The 14,446-nt window shown below is 60.7% G+C and carries 15 protein-coding genes; all 15 read right to left on the reverse strand.

Features of this window, described 5'->3' with window-relative positions:
- Positions 1 to 2: 2 nt before the first annotated feature.
- Complete coding sequence (locus WCE05_RS09430) at positions 3 to 779, reverse strand: DeoR/GlpR family DNA-binding transcription regulator (RefSeq protein WP_225786831.1); 777 nt, start codon at positions 777 to 779, stop codon at positions 3 to 5.
- 281 nt (positions 780 to 1,060) lie between these two features.
- Complete coding sequence (gene glmU, locus WCE05_RS09435; protein ID WP_225786832.1) at positions 1,061 to 2,428, reverse strand: bifunctional UDP-N-acetylglucosamine diphosphorylase/glucosamine-1-phosphate N-acetyltransferase GlmU; 1,368 nt, start codon at positions 2,426 to 2,428, stop codon at positions 1,061 to 1,063.
- Positions 2,429 to 2,544: 116 nt separating this feature from the next.
- Positions 2,545 to 2,970, reverse strand: coding sequence for a F0F1 ATP synthase subunit epsilon (locus WCE05_RS09440; RefSeq protein WP_225786833.1), 426 nt, complete (start codon positions 2,968 to 2,970; stop codon positions 2,545 to 2,547).
- 44 nt (positions 2,971 to 3,014) lie between these two features.
- Entirely contained in the window at positions 3,015 to 4,391 is a 1,377-nt protein-coding gene (gene atpD, locus WCE05_RS09445; RefSeq protein WP_225786834.1) for a F0F1 ATP synthase subunit beta, read from the reverse strand.
- A 27-nt stretch (positions 4,392 to 4,418) separates the two neighbouring features.
- Complete coding sequence (gene atpG, locus WCE05_RS09450; protein ID WP_225786835.1) at positions 4,419 to 5,279, reverse strand: F0F1 ATP synthase subunit gamma; 861 nt, start codon at positions 5,277 to 5,279, stop codon at positions 4,419 to 4,421.
- A gap of 49 nt (positions 5,280 to 5,328) precedes the next feature.
- On the reverse strand, positions 5,329 to 6,873 hold the full coding sequence (atpA, locus tag WCE05_RS09455) for a F0F1 ATP synthase subunit alpha (protein ID WP_253080400.1): 1,545 nt from the start codon (positions 6,871 to 6,873) through the stop codon (positions 5,329 to 5,331).
- A gap of 21 nt (positions 6,874 to 6,894) precedes the next feature.
- Positions 6,895 to 7,431, reverse strand: a complete 537-nt coding sequence (locus WCE05_RS09460) for a F0F1 ATP synthase subunit delta (protein ID WP_225786837.1) — start codon at positions 7,429 to 7,431, stop codon at positions 6,895 to 6,897.
- A 12-nt stretch (positions 7,432 to 7,443) separates the two neighbouring features.
- The gene (locus WCE05_RS09465; protein WP_225786838.1) at positions 7,444 to 7,914 is read right to left on the reverse strand and encodes a F0F1 ATP synthase subunit B; all 471 of its coding nucleotides are present in this window, start codon (positions 7,912 to 7,914) and stop codon (positions 7,444 to 7,446) included.
- A 57-nt stretch (positions 7,915 to 7,971) separates the two neighbouring features.
- Positions 7,972 to 8,229 (reverse strand): F0F1 ATP synthase subunit C, encoded by a 258-nt coding sequence (gene atpE / locus WCE05_RS09470; protein ID WP_003097235.1) that lies wholly within the window; start codon positions 8,227 to 8,229, stop codon positions 7,972 to 7,974.
- A 143-nt stretch (positions 8,230 to 8,372) separates the two neighbouring features.
- Entirely contained in the window at positions 8,373 to 9,242 is an 870-nt protein-coding gene (gene atpB / locus WCE05_RS09475) for a F0F1 ATP synthase subunit A (protein ID WP_225786839.1), read from the reverse strand.
- Positions 9,243 to 9,258: 16 nt separating this feature from the next.
- Positions 9,259 to 9,666, reverse strand: a complete 408-nt coding sequence (locus WCE05_RS09480; RefSeq protein ID WP_084855261.1) for a F0F1 ATP synthase subunit I — start codon at positions 9,664 to 9,666, stop codon at positions 9,259 to 9,261.
- A 149-nt stretch (positions 9,667 to 9,815) separates the two neighbouring features.
- Entirely contained in the window at positions 9,816 to 10,688 is an 873-nt protein-coding gene (locus tag WCE05_RS09485; protein WP_253080402.1) for a ParB/RepB/Spo0J family partition protein, read from the reverse strand.
- A gap of 9 nt (positions 10,689 to 10,697) precedes the next feature.
- Entirely contained in the window at positions 10,698 to 11,489 is a 792-nt protein-coding gene (locus WCE05_RS09490) for a ParA family protein (protein WP_253080403.1), read from the reverse strand.
- Positions 11,490 to 11,507: 18 nt separating this feature from the next.
- The gene (gene rsmG, locus WCE05_RS09495) at positions 11,508 to 12,158 is read right to left on the reverse strand and encodes a 16S rRNA (guanine(527)-N(7))-methyltransferase RsmG (protein ID WP_225786842.1); all 651 of its coding nucleotides are present in this window, start codon (positions 12,156 to 12,158) and stop codon (positions 11,508 to 11,510) included.
- Positions 12,155 to 14,047 (reverse strand): tRNA uridine-5-carboxymethylaminomethyl(34) synthesis enzyme MnmG, encoded by a 1,893-nt coding sequence (mnmG, locus tag WCE05_RS09500; protein ID WP_225786843.1) that lies wholly within the window; start codon positions 14,045 to 14,047, stop codon positions 12,155 to 12,157. The genes rsmG and mnmG overlap by 4 nt, the downstream gene beginning before the upstream one ends.
- Between the last annotated feature and the right edge of the window lie 399 nt (positions 14,048 to 14,446).

Genomic DNA, 14,446 nt, shown 5'->3' on the forward strand with positions numbered 1-14,446 from the left:
GGTTATTGCTCCTGGCTGATCGCGGCGCAGATCAGGTTGATGCCGCGGGCTTGAATCTGTTCGCGTGCCTCCATCGGCAGGCGTTCGTCTGTAATCAGGGTGTTGACGCTGCTCCAGGGCAGCTCGAGGTTGGGGATCTTGCGCCCGACCTTGTCCGACTCGACCATGACGATCACTTCCCGGGCAACTTCCGCCATCACCCGGCTGAGGCCGAGCAATTCGTTGAAGGTGGTGGTGCCGCGGTTGAGGTCGATGCCATCGGCACCGATGAACAACTGGTCGAAATCGTATGAGCGTAGTACCTGCTCGGCGACCTGGCCTTGGAAGGACTCGGAATGCGGGTCCCAGGTACCGCCGGTCATCAACAGCACCGGCTCGTGCTCCAGCTCGCTGATGGCACGGGCCACGTTCAGGGAGTTGGTCATCACCACCAGGCCAGGTTGCCGGCCCAGTTCCGGGATCATCGCAGCGGTGGTGCTGCCGCTGTCGATGATGATGCGTGCATGCTCGCGGATACGCCCCACCGCCGCCTTGGCGATCGCTTGCTTGTAGCGCGATACCGGCTGCACGGTTTCGACGAGCATTTCCTGCGGAACGGTGACCGCGCCACCGTAGCGACGCAGCAACAGGCCGTTGGCTTCGAGGGCGGCGAGGTCCTTGCGGATGGTCACTTCCGAGGTTTCGAAACGCTTGGCCAGGGCATCCACACTCACCTCGCCCTGCTCGTTGAGCAAGGCCAGGATGTTGTGACGGCGTTGAGGCGTGTTTCGTTTCGACATGACAGATTAAGTTTCGATTCGAAAGATAATGATCGCAATCAAAACCTAAGAAAGCAGCTTCGTCAAGGCGAATGCATCAGAATGTAGGTTGTGGATAATTTTTCGACCGCGTCGGCTTCTTCGCGGGCAAGCCCGCTCCCACAAGACGCTGCACACCGCATCATTTGCGATGGGCTCGGAGCCTGTAGGAGCGGGCTTGCCCGCGAAGCAGTCGACAAGGCCAACAAAAGCCGACTTATTCACATAAGTCGGCTTTGCATTGAGGCGCCTGTGGATAACTGTCAGTTCTTCTTGATCTTCTCCGGCCGCTTCCAGCCTTCGATATTACGCTGTCGTGCACGGGCCACAGCCAGCTGCCCGGCCTCGACAGCCTGGGTGATGGTGGAACCCGCGGCAGTCGTGGCGCCATCCTTGATTTCCACAGGTGCCACCAGCGAGTTGTTCGAACCGATGAACACATCCTCGCCCATGACCGTCTTGAACTTGTTGGCACCGTCGTAGTTGCAGGTGATGGTGCCGGCACCGATGTTGGTGCGCGCACCGACCTCGGCATCGCCCAGGTAGGTCAGGTGGCCGGCCTTGGCGCCCTCGCCCAGGTGTGCGTTCTTCAGCTCGACGAAGTTACCCACGTGGGCCTTGGCTTCCAGCACGCTGCCCGGACGCAGGCGGGCGAACGGGCCGGCATCGCTGCCCTCGCCCAGCACGGCACCTTCGATGTGGCTGTTGGCCTTGACCACCACGCCCTTGCGCAGGGTGCTGTCCTTGATCACGCAGTTAGGGCCGATCTGCACATCGTCCTCGATCACCACCTTGCCTTCGAGGATCACGTTGATGTCGATCAGCACGTCGCGGCCGACCGTCACCTCACCGCGTACATCGAAACGTGCCGGATCGCGCAGGGTCACGCCCTGAGCCATCAGGCGTCGGCCTTCGCGCAACTGGTAATGGCGCTCGAGCTCGGAAAGCTGGCGGCGATCGTTGGCCCCCTGCACTTCCATCGGGTCATGGGGCTGCTCGGTGGCGACCACCAGCCCGTCGCCTACGGCCATGGCGATCACGTCGGTCAGGTAATACTCACCCTGGGCGTTGTCGTTGGACAACCGCCCCAGCCAGTCGGCCAGGCGTGCGGCAGGCACGGCGAGGATGCCGGTATTGCCTTCCTTGATCGCCTTCTGCGCTTCGCTGGCATCCTTGTGCTCGACGATCGCTGCCACCTGGCCCTGGCCGTCGCGCACGATGCGGCCATAGCCGGTCGGGTCGTCGAGGTTGACGGTGAGCAACCCCAGTTGCGTGTCGCTGACCTTGGCCAGCAGGCGCTGCAGGGTATCGACCTCGATCAGCGGCACATCGCCGTAGAGCACCAGCACCGTCTCGGCACTCAGCGCCGGCAGGGCCTGCGCCACGGCGTGGCCAGTACCGAGCTGCTTGTCCTGCATGACGAAGTTCAGGTCGTCGGCGGCCAGGCGCTCTCGCACCTGCTCGGCACCGTGGCCGATGACCACATGGATGCCCTTGGGCTGCAGCTGGCGTGCGCTGTGGATAACATGGCCAAGCATGGAATTGCCAGCGACGGGGTGCAGTACCTTGGGCAACGCCGAACGCATGCGAGTCCCTTGGCCTGCGGCGAGAATAACGATATCGAGAGACATTGACTGGCTACCAATCCTGGGCGGTCAGTGACATGACCGGCTTTGTGGGGTGACGAAAAAAGAAAAAGGGTAGCCGATGGCTACCCTTTTTCTCAATCTGCCTGAAGCCTGCGGTATCAGCCGCCGAACTTCTTGCGGATCTGCTGGACGGTGCGCAGCTGGGCTGCGGCCTCGGCCAGGCGTGCGGCGGCGGCACTGTAGTCGAAATCCGCGCCTTTTTCATGCAGGGCCTTCTCAGCAGCCTTGACGGCTTCCTGAGCGGAGGCTTCGTCCAGGTCGGCGGCACGTTGCACGGTATCGGCGAGTACCTTGACCATGTTCGGCTGCACTTCGAGGAAACCACCGGAGATGTAGAACACCTCGCGATCGCCACCCTGCTTGGTCAGCGTGATCGGACCTGGCTTCAGATTGGTGATCAGCGGCGCGTGGCCTGGAGCGATACCCAGATCGCCCAGGTTGCCGTGCGCAACCACCATCTCGACCAGACCGGAGAAGATCTCTCCTTCCGCGCTGACGATATCGCAATGGACTGTCATAGCCATCTGCTTGCCTCAACCTGATTAGCGCCCCTTGCGGGGCGCCGGGATTACAGTTTCTTGGCTTTCTCGATCGCTTCGTCGATGCTGCCGACCATGTAGAACGCTTGTTCTGGCAGGTGGTCGTAGTCACCTTTGAGGATGCCGCTGAAGCCAGCGATGGTGTCTTTCAGGGAAACGTACTTGCCTGGCGAGCCGGTGAAGACCTCGGCCACGAAGAACGGCTGCGACAGGAAGCGCTGGATCTTACGAGCACGGGCTACCAGTTGCTTGTCGCTCTCGGACAGTTCGTCCATACCCAGGATCGCGATGATGTCCTTCAGCTCCTTGTAGCGCTGCAGAACATACTGAACGCCACGAGCGGTCTCGTAGTGCTCGTTGCCGATCACGTTCGGGTCCAGCTGACGGGAAGTCGAGTCCAGTGGGTCGACCGCCGGGTAGATACCCAGGGAGGCGATGTCACGGGACAGTACGACGGTGGCGTCAAGGTGGGCGAAGGTGGTCGCCGGCGACGGGTCGGTCAGGTCGTCCGCAGGTACGTATACGGCCTGGATCGAGGTGATCGAGCCTTCCTTGGTGGAGGTGATGCGCTCCTGCAGAACGCCCATCTCTTCGGCCAGGGTCGGCTGGTAACCTACTGCCGAAGGCATACGGCCCAGCAGTGCGGATACTTCGGTACCGGCCAGGGTGTAACGGTAGATGTTGTCGACGAACAGCAGAACGTCGTTACCTTCGTCACGGAACTTCTCGGCCATGGTCAGGCCGGTCAGGGCAACGCGCAGACGGTTTCCTGGTGGCTCGTTCATCTGGCCGTAGACCAGGGCAACCTTGTCCAGAACGTTGGAGTCCTTCATCTCGTGGTAGAAGTCGTTACCCTCACGAGTACGCTCACCCACACCGGCGAACACGGAATAACCGCTGTGCTCGATGGCGATGTTACGGATCAGTTCCATCATGTTGACGGTCTTGCCGACGCCGGCACCACCGAACAGGCCAACCTTACCGCCCTTGGCGAACGGGCAGACCAGGTCGATTACCTTGATGCCGGTTTCCAGCAGGTCGTTGCCGCCTGCCTGGTCAGCGAAGGAAGGCGCGGCGCGGTGGATACCCCAGCGCTCTTCTTCACCGATCGGGCCGGCTTCGTCGATCGGGTTGCCCAGGACGTCCATGATACGGCCCAGGGTCGCCTTGCCGACCGGTACGGAGATGGCGGCGCCGGTGTCGACGACATCCAGACCGCGCTTCAGACCTTCGGTCGAGCCCATCGCAATGGTACGAACCACGCCGTCGCCCAGCTGCTGCTGGACTTCCAGGGTGGTTTCCGCGCCTTGTACTTTCAGCGCGTTGTAGACACTCGGCACGACGTCGCGTGGGAATTCCACGTCGATGACGGCGCCGATGATTTGAACGATACGTCCGCTACTCATAGCTGGATCCTCTGAATATTTGAACCGTTAAACCGCGGCAGCGCCGCCGACGATTTCCGAGATCTCCTGGGTGATCGCAGCCTGACGCGCCTTGTTGTAGATCAGCTGGAGGTCGCTGATCAGGTTACCGGCGTTGTCTGTGGCGTTCTTCATGGCGATCATCCGGGCAGCCTGCTCGGCTGCGTTGTTCTCGACCACCGCCTGGTAGACCTGCGACTCCACGTAACGCACCATCAGGCCGTCCAGCAGCTCCTTGGCGTCGGGTTCGTAGAGGTAGTCCCAGTGGTGCTTGAGCTCCTGATCCGGGGTTGCCACCAACGGTACCAACTGCTCGACCGTCGGTTGTTGCGTCATGGTATTGATGAACTTGTTCGACACCACGGAGAGGCGATCGATGCGGCCGTCCAGGTAGGCGTCCAGCATGACCTTGACGGAGCCGATCAGATCGTTGATCGATGGCTCTTCGCCCAGGTGGCTGATCGCGGCTACGACGTTGCCGCCGAAGTTGCGGAAGAATGCCGCACCCTTGCTACCGATCACGCACAGGTCGATTTCGACGCCCTGCTCGCGGTTGGCGGTCATGTCCTTGACCAGGGCCTTGAACAGGTTGGTGTTCAAGCCACCGCACAGACCACGGTCACTGCTCACCACGATATAGCCGACGCGCTTGATGTCGCGCTCGACCATGAACGGGTGGCGGTATTCCGGGTTGGCGTTGGCCAGATGACCGATCACCTGGCGGATACGCTCCGCATAGGGACGGCTAGCAGCCATGCGCAGTTGTGCCTTGCGCATCTTGCTGACCGCCACTTTCTCCATGGCGCTGGTAATTTTTTGCGTGCTTTTGATGCTCGCAATCTTACTGCGAATCTCTTTTGCGCCTGCCATGTATCACCTATCAGGTTAGCAAGCGGGGGCCAGAAGCCCCCGCTGCGGCTTACCAGGTCTGGGTGGCCTTGAACTTCTCGATACCAGCCTTGATGCCAGCGTCGATTTCGTCGTTGAAGTCACCCTTCACGTTGATCTTGGCCATCAGGTCGGCGTGATCACGGTTGAAGTAGGCGATCAGCGCTTGCTCGAAGCTGCCGATCTTGGCGATTTCGACGTCGGTCAGGAAGCCACGCTCAGCGGCGTACAGCGACAGCGCCATGTCCGCGATGGACATCGGAGCGTACTGCTTCTGCTTCATCAGCTCGGTAACGCGCTGACCATGCTCCAGCTGCTTGCGGGTCGCTTCGTCCAGGTCCGATGCGAACTGGGCGAATGCAGCCAGTTCACGATACTGGGCCAGGGCGGTACGGATACCACCGGACAGCTTCTTGATGATCTTGGTCTGAGCGGCACCACCTACACGGGATACCGAAACACCAGCGTTCACTGCAGGACGGATGCCCGAGTTGAACATGGCCGATTCCAGGAAGATCTGACCGTCGGTGATGGAGATCACGTTGGTCGGAACGAACGCGGAAACGTCGCCAGCCTGGGTTTCGATGATCGGCAGGGCGGTCAGGGAACCGGTCTTGCCAGTGACTGCACCGTTGGTGAACTTCTCGACGTACTCTTCGGAAACGCGCGAAGCACGCTCCAGCAGACGGGAGTGGAGATAGAACACGTCGCCCGGGTACGCTTCGCGTCCTGGCGGACGGCGCAGCAGCAGGGAGATCTGACGGTAGGCAACGGCCTGCTTGGACAGGTCATCGTATACGATCAGCGCGTCTTCGCCGCGGTCACGGAAGTATTCGCCCATGGTGCAGCCGGCGTACGGGGCCAGGAACTGCAGCGCGGCGGATTCCGAAGCACTGGCGGCAACCACGATGGTGTTGGCCAGGGCGCCGTTTTCTTCCAGCTTGCGCACGACGTTGGCGATGGTCGACTGCTTCTGGCCAACGGCCACGTAGACGCAGAAGATGCCGCTGTCTTTCTGGTTGATGATCGCGTCGACCGCCATGGCGGTCTTGCCGATCTGACGGTCACCGATGATCAGCTCACGCTGGCCACGGCCAACCGGGATCATGGCGTCGACCGATTTGTAGCCAGTCTGGACAGGCTGGTCTACCGATTTACGCCAGATAACGCCCGGTGCGACCTTCTCGACCGCATCGGTCTCGGTGTTGTTCAGCGGACCTTTGCCATCGATCGGATTGCCCAGCGCGTCGACGACGCGACCCAGCAGTTCCTTGCCGACCGGCACTTCCAGGATGCGACCGGTGCACTTGGCGCTCATGCCTTCGGCCAGGGTGGTGTACGCACCCAGGACAACGGCACCGACGGAGTCCTGCTCCAGGTTCAGTGCCATGCCATAGACGCCGCCCGGGAACTCGATCATTTCGCCGTACATGGCGTCGGCCAGGCCGTGGATCCGCACGATACCGTCGGAAACGCTGACAACGGTACCTTCGTTGCGGGCTTGGGAGCCGACATCGAGCTTCTCGATGCGACCCTTGATGATTTCACTAATTTCGGAAGGATTGAGTTGCTGCATTGCTCTGCTGCCCCTTCAAACTCAAGATTTCAATGCTTCGGCCAGTTTCGCGATCTTGCCGCGAACCGAGCCATCGATTACCAGGTCGCCGGCGCGGATGACGACGCCGCCGATCAGGCTGGCATCCTCCGACGCGTGCAGGCGTACTTCCCGGCTGAGCCGTGCACTGAGAACCTTGGCGAGTTTGTCTTGCTGTTCTTGGTTCAACGCAAAAGCACTGGTGACTTCCACGTCCACGGATTTCTCTTGCTCGGCCTTGTACAGCTCGAACAATTCCGAAATCTCCGGCAACAGCAGGAGACGTTCGTTTTCCGCGGCAACATGAATGAAATTCTGTGCCTGAGCGTCGAACTTGTCACCGCACACTTCAATGAATGCGGCGGCCTTTTCTGCGCTTGTCAGTCGCGGGGCCTTGAGCAGGCGCTGCATGGTGTCGTCTTGCGACACCGCAGCAGCCAGGCCGAGCATGGCTGACCAATTGGCCAGTTGCTGATGGGCCTGGGCATGCTCAAAGGCAGCCTTAGCGTAAGGTCGGGCCAACGTGGTCAGTTCTGCCATGATCGCCCTCGCTTAAATTTCAGCGGCCAGTTTGTCAACCAGCTCCGCATGCGCGTTTTGATCGATTGTGGCGCCAAGGATCTTTTCAGCACCGCCGACAGCCAGGGCACCCACTTGGGCACGCAGGGCGTCCTTGACGCTGTTGAGTTCCTGTTCGATCTCGGCTTGAGCCTGAGCCTTCACACGGTCAGCTTCGACGCGGGCCTGATCACGGGCTTCCTCGACAAGCTGAGCAGCGCGCTTCTTGGCCTGCTCAATGATTTCGGCTGCCTGTGCCTTCGCTTCACGCAGTTGCTGACCCGCTTTTTCTTGGGCCAGCTCCAGGTCGCGAGCTGCGCGGTTGGCAGCGTCCAAGCCGTCGGCAATCTTCTTCTGGCGTTCCTGCAGGGCGTTGATGACCGGAGGCCATACGAACTTCATGCAGAACAGCACAAAAATCAAGAAAGCAACGGATTGGCCAATCAGGGTTGCATTAATGTTCACGCCAACACCTCGCTCGGTCTTTGTCCATCACACCAATCAACTCGTGGCAACGAGTGATTAGCCGGCGATCTGACCAACGAAGGGGTTTGCGAAGGTGAAGAACAGAGCGATACCAACACCGATCATGGTAACGGCGTCGAGCAGACCGGCGACGATGAACATCTTGACCTGCAGCATCGGGACCATCTCAGGCTGACGAGCAGCACCTTCCAGGAACTTGCCGCCCAGCAGGCCGAAACCAATGGCGGTGCCCAGAGCACCCAGACCGATCAGCAGAGCAACAGCGATAGCGGTAAGACCAACTACAGTTTCCATCTTTCCTCCCGACTTTTACGTCGTATTGGTTAGGTTTTTAGTTTGAAGCGGTAAAACAAATCGTTTGGTACAACTGCCCTTGCGGACTTTTTCAGCCCTCCCCCCAAACGGGCAGGGAAGGCTATCAGACACGCCAGGCGGTCTTAATGGTTATCTTCGTGAGCCATCGACAGGTAGACGATGGTGAGCATCATGAAGATGAAGGCTTGCAGGGTGATGATCAGGATGTGGAACACGGCCCACGCCCACTGCAGCACCACACCCAGGCCGCTGAGCCAGAGGATGCCGGCGCCGAACATCACGGCGATCAGGATGAACACCAGCTCGCCGGCATACATGTTGCCGAACAGACGCAGTGCCAGGGAGATCGGCTTGGCGATCAGGGTGACGAATTCCAGCAGGAAGTTCACCGGGATCAACAGGATCTGGACGAAGATGTTCTTGCTACCGAACGGGTGCAGGGTCAGCTCGCCGATGAAGCCGCCCAGGCCCTTGACCTTGATGCTGTAGAAGATGATCAGGGCGAACACGCAGAAGGCCATGGCCAGGGTCGCGTTCGGGTCGGTGGTCGATACGGCACGGAACGGGATGTGCGGATCGCCCGAGAACAGGATCGCCAGCTGCGGGATCCAGTCGACCGGTACCAGGTCGATGGCGTTCATCAGGAACACCCAGACGAAGATGGTCAGCGCCAGCGGGGCGATCACCGGGCTACGGCCGTGGAAGGAGTCCTTCACGCTGCCGTTGACGAAGTCCACCAGCACTTCGACGAAGTTCTGCAGGCCGCCAGGCTGGCCGGAAGTGGCCTTCTTGGCCGCCATGCGGAAGATGAACAGGAAGATCAGACCCAGCGCGACGGACCAACCCAGGGTGTCCAGGTGGAACGCCCAGAAGCCCATTGCCTTGGCTTCCGCAGCCGAATGGGCGAAGCCCCAGCTGCCGTCTGGTAGTTGACCGTAGGTCAGGTTCTGCAAGTGGTGCTGGATATAGCCCGAAGCGGTTTCTGCTGCCATGGTTGCCTCAAACGCCCTAAGGTCTCGAAAGTCTTTTATTCATCAGCAGGGGCGCGAACCAGCTGACCAGTAGGGTCAGCAGGAAGACGCCGAATACTGCTAGCGGCGCCAATGGCTTCACTCCTGCGAAGGTCAGTGCGAACAGCACTGCCGTCAAAATCAATTTGCCTGCCTCGCCTGCGTAGAACGACTTGACGATGGCCTGCGCTGCCCGGGCCCCGCTATAGCGAAAAGCCTTCCAGGCGAAATACACATTGGGCAGCCAGGCAATCAGACCTCCACAGAGGCCGGAATATCCACTGACCGCGCCTTGCCACTGCCACAACACCAGCGTTGCCAGCAGAAACACGATACATTGAGCCAGCAGTACCGGAAAAACCGCCCAGCGATGGAAAGGCAAGCGGTTTGGCGTGCGGATTTCCATCACAACTGCTCCTCGAAAGTCGACTGTCAAGTCAGCAACGACTTGGCATAATTTGTGCCGACAAAATGCGCGCAGAGTATAGGGGTGGATTAACCCCTATTCAACTATTGGGTAGTGATTTCCGACTGCGCGCTACAACGGGAATTGTTTCAGCGGATGTGAGCAAGGACGCCCTGCAACTCATCTAGCGAGTTGTAGCGAATTACCAACTGGCCCTTGCCCTTGTTGCCGTGACGGATCTGCACCGCCGAGCCCAGGCGCTCTGCGAGACGCTGTTCAAGGCGTGCGATATCCGGGTCAGGTTTGGCCGGTTCCACCGGGTCGGATTTTCCATTGAGCCACTGGCGCACCAGTGCCTCGGTTTGGCGCACGGTGAGGCCGCGTGCGACAACATGTCGCGCCCCCTCTTCCTGGCGATCTTCCTCAAGGCCCAGCAGTGCACGCGCATGCCCCATTTCCAGGTCGCCATGGGCCAGCATGGTCTTGATCGCTTCCGGCAGCGAGATCAGGCGCAGCAGGTTGGCCACGGTCACCCGCGACTTGCCCACGGCATCGGCCACCTGCTGCTGGGTCAGTTCGAACTCCTGCTGCAGGCGCTGCAGCGCCAGGGCCTCTTCCAGCGGGTTGAGGTCTTCGCGCTGAATGTTCTCGATCAGCGCCATGGCGATGGCGGCTTCGTCCGGCACCTCGCGGACCATGGCCGGGATGGTGTCCAGGCCGGCTTGCTGGGTGGCGCGCCAGCGACGTTCGCCGGCGATGATCTCGTAGCGGTTCTCGCCGATCGGACGGACCACGATCGGTTGCATCACGCCCTGGTTGCGAATCGAGTGCGCCAGTTCCTCCAGCGCTTCGGGGTCCATGTCGCGGCGCGGCTGGTACTTGCCACGCTGGATCAGTTCGACCGGCAGGTGTTGCAGTTCCTTCTGGTCGATCTTCACCGCCTGCTCTTCGAGCACGGTGACGGAAGGACCACTGAGCAGTGCATCCAACCCACGTCCGAGACCCCGTTTCTTGATGGCCATGCGGATTCCTTAAGTTGTTTGTGCAGTGCGTGATTGACGGCGTTGACGGCGCACCAGTTCCCCAGCCAGGGCCAGATAGGCCAGCGCGCCACGCGATTGCTTGTCGTACGCCAGGGCCGGCATGCCGAAACTCGGCGCCTCGGCCAGGCGGATGTTACGCGGGATGACCGTGTCGTACAGACGGTCGCCGAAGTGTTCCTTGAGTTGGGCCGAGACATCGTTGTTCAGGCTCAGGCGCGGATCGTACATGGTCCGCAGCAGGCCTTCGATCTTCAGCTCCGGATTCAGCCGGGCAGCGATGCGCTTGATGTTATCCACAAGGTCGCTGAGACCTTCCAGTGCGTAGTACTCGCACTGCATCGGGATGATCACGCCATCGGAGGCGACCAAAGCGTTGAGGGTGAGCATCGACAGCGAGGGCGGGCAGTCGATGAGGATGAAGTCGTAGTTGTCGCGGATCGGCGCCAGCGCGTTGCGCAGGCGGCTCTCCTTCATCTGCATCTCCAGCAGCACCACTTCCGCGGCGGTCAGGTCGCGGTTGGCCGGCAGCAACTGGAAGCCACCGTGCTCGGAGTAGTGCATGGCCTGGGCCAGGTCGCATTCCCCGATCAGCAGGTCATAGACCGAATGTTCCAGGACGTGCTTGTCCACGCCACTGCCCATGGTGGCGTTGCCCTGTGGATCGAGGTCGATCAGCAGCACACGACGCTTGGTCGCGGCCAGCGATGCGGCGAGATTGATGCAGGTGGTGGTCTTGCCCACACCACCTTTCTGGTTCGCGATTGCGAATACCTTAGCCATTGTTGCGTGTGTTCCCAGTCATGCCTTGCGGCGCAGTATCAGCAGATGGCGCTGGCCCTGGCAACCCGGAACGGTCAGGGCCTGCTCGCTTTCCACTGTGAAGTCTGCGGGCAATGCTACCAGTTCATCGGCAGGATGCAGCCCCTTCATTGCAAGCCATTGCGTCCGTGCGTCGCCCAGGTGGCGTGTCCAGTTGGTGAAATTCTCCATGCTGCTGAACGCTCGCGAGACGATCCCGCAGAACGGCTGCGCAGGCTGGAACTCCTCGACCCGGCTGTGGATAACCTGCAGGTTGTCCAGTTTCAGTTCCATCTTCACCTGGGTGAGGAAGCGGGTTTTCTTGCCGTTGCTGTCGAGCAACGTCACTTGCTTGTGCGGATGCAGGATGGCCAGCGGGATGCCGGGCATGCCGCCGCCGCTGCCGACATCCAGCCAGCTTTGCGTGTCGCTGTGGATAAACGGCATGACGCTGAGGCTGTCGAGCAGGTGGCGCGACACCATCTCGTCTGGATCACGCACCGCGGTGAGGTTATAGGCTTTGTTCCACTTGATCAGCAGGGCCAGGTAGCCCAGCAGCTGTTCGTGCTGCTGCGGGCTCAGCTCGACACCGAGCTGGCGCGCACCTGTGGACAACTCTTCTGCGTGTTGCGGGGTGACCAGGGCACTCAAGCGCTTTGCTCCAATTCGCGGCCTGCGCCGCGTTTCTTCAGGTGAATCAGCAACAGGGAAATGGCCGCCGGGGTCACGCCTGGGATGCGCGAGGCCTGGCCCAGGGTCTGCGGACGGGTCTGGCTGAGCTTGCCCTGGATCTCCTTGGACAGGCCGGCGATCGAAGCATAGTCGATATCCACAGGCAGGCGGGTGTCCTCGCTGGCGCGCAGACGGGCGATCTCGTCCTGCTGGCGATCGATGTAGCCGGCGTACTTGGTCTTGATCTCGACCTGCTCGGCCACCTGTGGATCGATGGATTCACCACCGGTCGCCTCCACCAGGCCAGCGTAGTCCACCTCGGGGCGGGCCAGCAGGCTGAGCAGGTTGTACTCATGACTCAATGGCGTGCCGAACTTGTCCACAACCGCCTGGCCTTCGGGTGTGCCCGGGCGCACCCAGGTCGACTTCAGCCGCTGTTCCTCGCGTTCGATGCCTTCGCGCTTGGCGCAGAACGCCGCCCAGCGGGCGTCGTCGATCAGGCCCAGCTCGCGGCCTTTCTCGGTCAGGCGTAGGTCGGCATTGTCCTCGCGCAGGATCAGCCGGTATTCGGCGCGCGAGGTGAACATGCGGTACGGCTCCTGGGTACCGAGGGTGATCAGGTCGTCGACCAGCACACCGATGTAGGCCTCGTCGCGGCGTGGGCACCAACTGTCACGACCCTGGGCACGCAACGCAGCGTTGGTCCCCGCCAGCAGGCCCTGGGCACCGGCCTCTTCGTAGCCGGTGGTGCCGTTGATCTGGCCGGCGAAGAACAGGCCTCCGATGACCTTGGTCTCCAGGCTGTACTTCAGGTCGCGTGGGTCGAAGTAGTCGTACTCGATGGCGTAGCCCGGGCGAACGATGTGCGCATTCTCCATGCCACGGATCGAGCGGACGATCTCCAGCTGCACATCGAACGGCAGCGACGTGGAGATGCCGTTGGGGTACAGCTCATGGGTGGTCAGGCCTTCCGGCTCGATGAACACCTGGTGGCTTTCCTTGTCGGCGAAGCGATGGATCTTGTCTTCGATCGACGGGCAATAGCGTGGGCCAACGCCTTCGATCACGCCCGAGTACATCGGCGAACGGTCGAGGTTCGAGGCGATGATCTCGTGGGTACGGGCGTTGGTGTGGGTGATCCAGCAGCTGACCTGGCGTGGATGCATCTGGGCCTTGCCCATGAAGGACATCACCGGGATCGGCGTGTCGCCTGGCTGCTCGGTCATTACCGAGAAATCCACAGAGCGGCCATCGATACGCGGTGGTGTGCCGGTCTTCAGGCGACCGACACGCAGCGGCAGCTCACGCAGGCGGTGGGCCAGGGCGATCGCGGGCGGATCGCCGGCGCGACCACCGGAATAGTTCTGCAGGCCGATGTGGATAAGTCCACCGAGAAAGGTGCCGGTGGTCAGTACCACAGAGTCGGCGAAGAAGCGCAGACCCATCTGGGTGACCACGCCCTTGACCTGGTCCTGCTCGACGATCAGGTCATCGCACGACTGCTGGAATATCCACAGGTTCGGCTGGTTTTCCAGGACCTCGCGGACCACGGCCTTGTAGATGGCGCGGTCGGCCTGGGCACGGGTCGCACGTACGGCCGGGCCTTTGCGGTTGTTCAGGATACGGAACTGGATGCCGCTCTTGTCGGTGGCCAGCGCCATGGCGCCGCCGAGCGCATCGATTTCCTTGACCAGGTGGCTCTTGCCGATACCACCGATGGCCGGGTTGCAGCTCATGTGACCGAGGGTTTCCACGTTATGGGTCAGCAGCAGGGTTTTCACACCCATGCGTGCGGACGCAAGCGCAGCCTCGGTACCGGCATGGCCGCCGCCGATGACGATCACTTCAAAACGGGAAGGGAAATCCACCACGCACCTCGTGCCTGTTTTGCGAATAGAGAAGGTAAGCGGACAAGTATAGGGACTTCCCCCCTCCTAAAGAAACCTTTTGCGCAAATTTTGACCAGGCTGTGGATGAGTGGCGAATAAAAGAAAACAAAGAGGAAAAATTTAAAAAAGCTTTGTTTTTATGTTTATTCTTAGCCCCGTGCCTGCCTGTGGATAAGCTTCTGTAGGCCTTTCATATCGCCGCCTTGAGGATTTTATAACCCTGTGCCTCAGTGACCCTGAGGGCTCTGGATAACGCCATTTAACCTGTGGATTAAAATGCGTGTTACCCACAGGTGGATTTGTCCTCAGCCAAAACGCCCTGTTATCAACGGCGCTGAGGGCGAGTTTTCCACAGAGCTCAGGCGAGCGAATACGCAC

This window comes from Pseudomonas sp. I2, assembly GCF_040984075.1.
GTDB lineage: Bacteria > Pseudomonadota > Gammaproteobacteria > Pseudomonadales > Pseudomonadaceae > Aquipseudomonas > Aquipseudomonas guariconensis_B.

Excerpts from the sequence above, each read along its gene's own strand:
- WCE05_RS09430 (WP_225786831.1), bottom strand. The coding sequence starts at position 779 with ATGTCGAAACGAAACACGCCTCAACGCCGTCACAACATCCTGGCCTTG.
- glmU (WP_225786832.1), bottom strand. The coding sequence starts at position 2,428 with ATGTCTCTCGATATCGTTATTCTCGCCGCAGGCCAAGGGACTCGCATG.
- WCE05_RS09440 (WP_225786833.1), bottom strand. The coding sequence starts at position 2,970 with ATGGCTATGACAGTCCATTGCGATATCGTCAGCGCGGAAGGAGAGATC.
- atpD (WP_225786834.1), bottom strand. The coding sequence starts at position 4,391 with ATGAGTAGCGGACGTATCGTTCAAATCATCGGCGCCGTCATCGACGTG.
- atpG (WP_225786835.1), bottom strand. The coding sequence starts at position 5,279 with ATGGCAGGCGCAAAAGAGATTCGCAGTAAGATTGCGAGCATCAAAAGC.
- atpA (WP_253080400.1), bottom strand. The coding sequence starts at position 6,873 with ATGCAGCAACTCAATCCTTCCGAAATTAGTGAAATCATCAAGGGTCGC.
- WCE05_RS09460 (WP_225786837.1), bottom strand. The coding sequence starts at position 7,431 with ATGGCAGAACTGACCACGTTGGCCCGACCTTACGCTAAGGCTGCCTTT.
- atpE (WP_003097235.1), bottom strand. The coding sequence starts at position 8,229 with ATGGAAACTGTAGTTGGTCTTACCGCTATCGCTGTTGCTCTGCTGATC.
- atpB (WP_225786839.1), bottom strand. The coding sequence starts at position 9,242 with ATGGCAGCAGAAACCGCTTCGGGCTATATCCAGCACCACTTGCAGAAC.
- WCE05_RS09480 (WP_084855261.1), bottom strand. The coding sequence starts at position 9,666 with ATGGAAATCCGCACGCCAAACCGCTTGCCTTTCCATCGCTGGGCGGTT.
- WCE05_RS09485 (WP_253080402.1), bottom strand. The coding sequence starts at position 10,688 with ATGGCCATCAAGAAACGGGGTCTCGGACGTGGGTTGGATGCACTGCTC.
- WCE05_RS09490 (WP_253080403.1), bottom strand. The coding sequence starts at position 11,489 with ATGGCTAAGGTATTCGCAATCGCGAACCAGAAAGGTGGTGTGGGCAAG.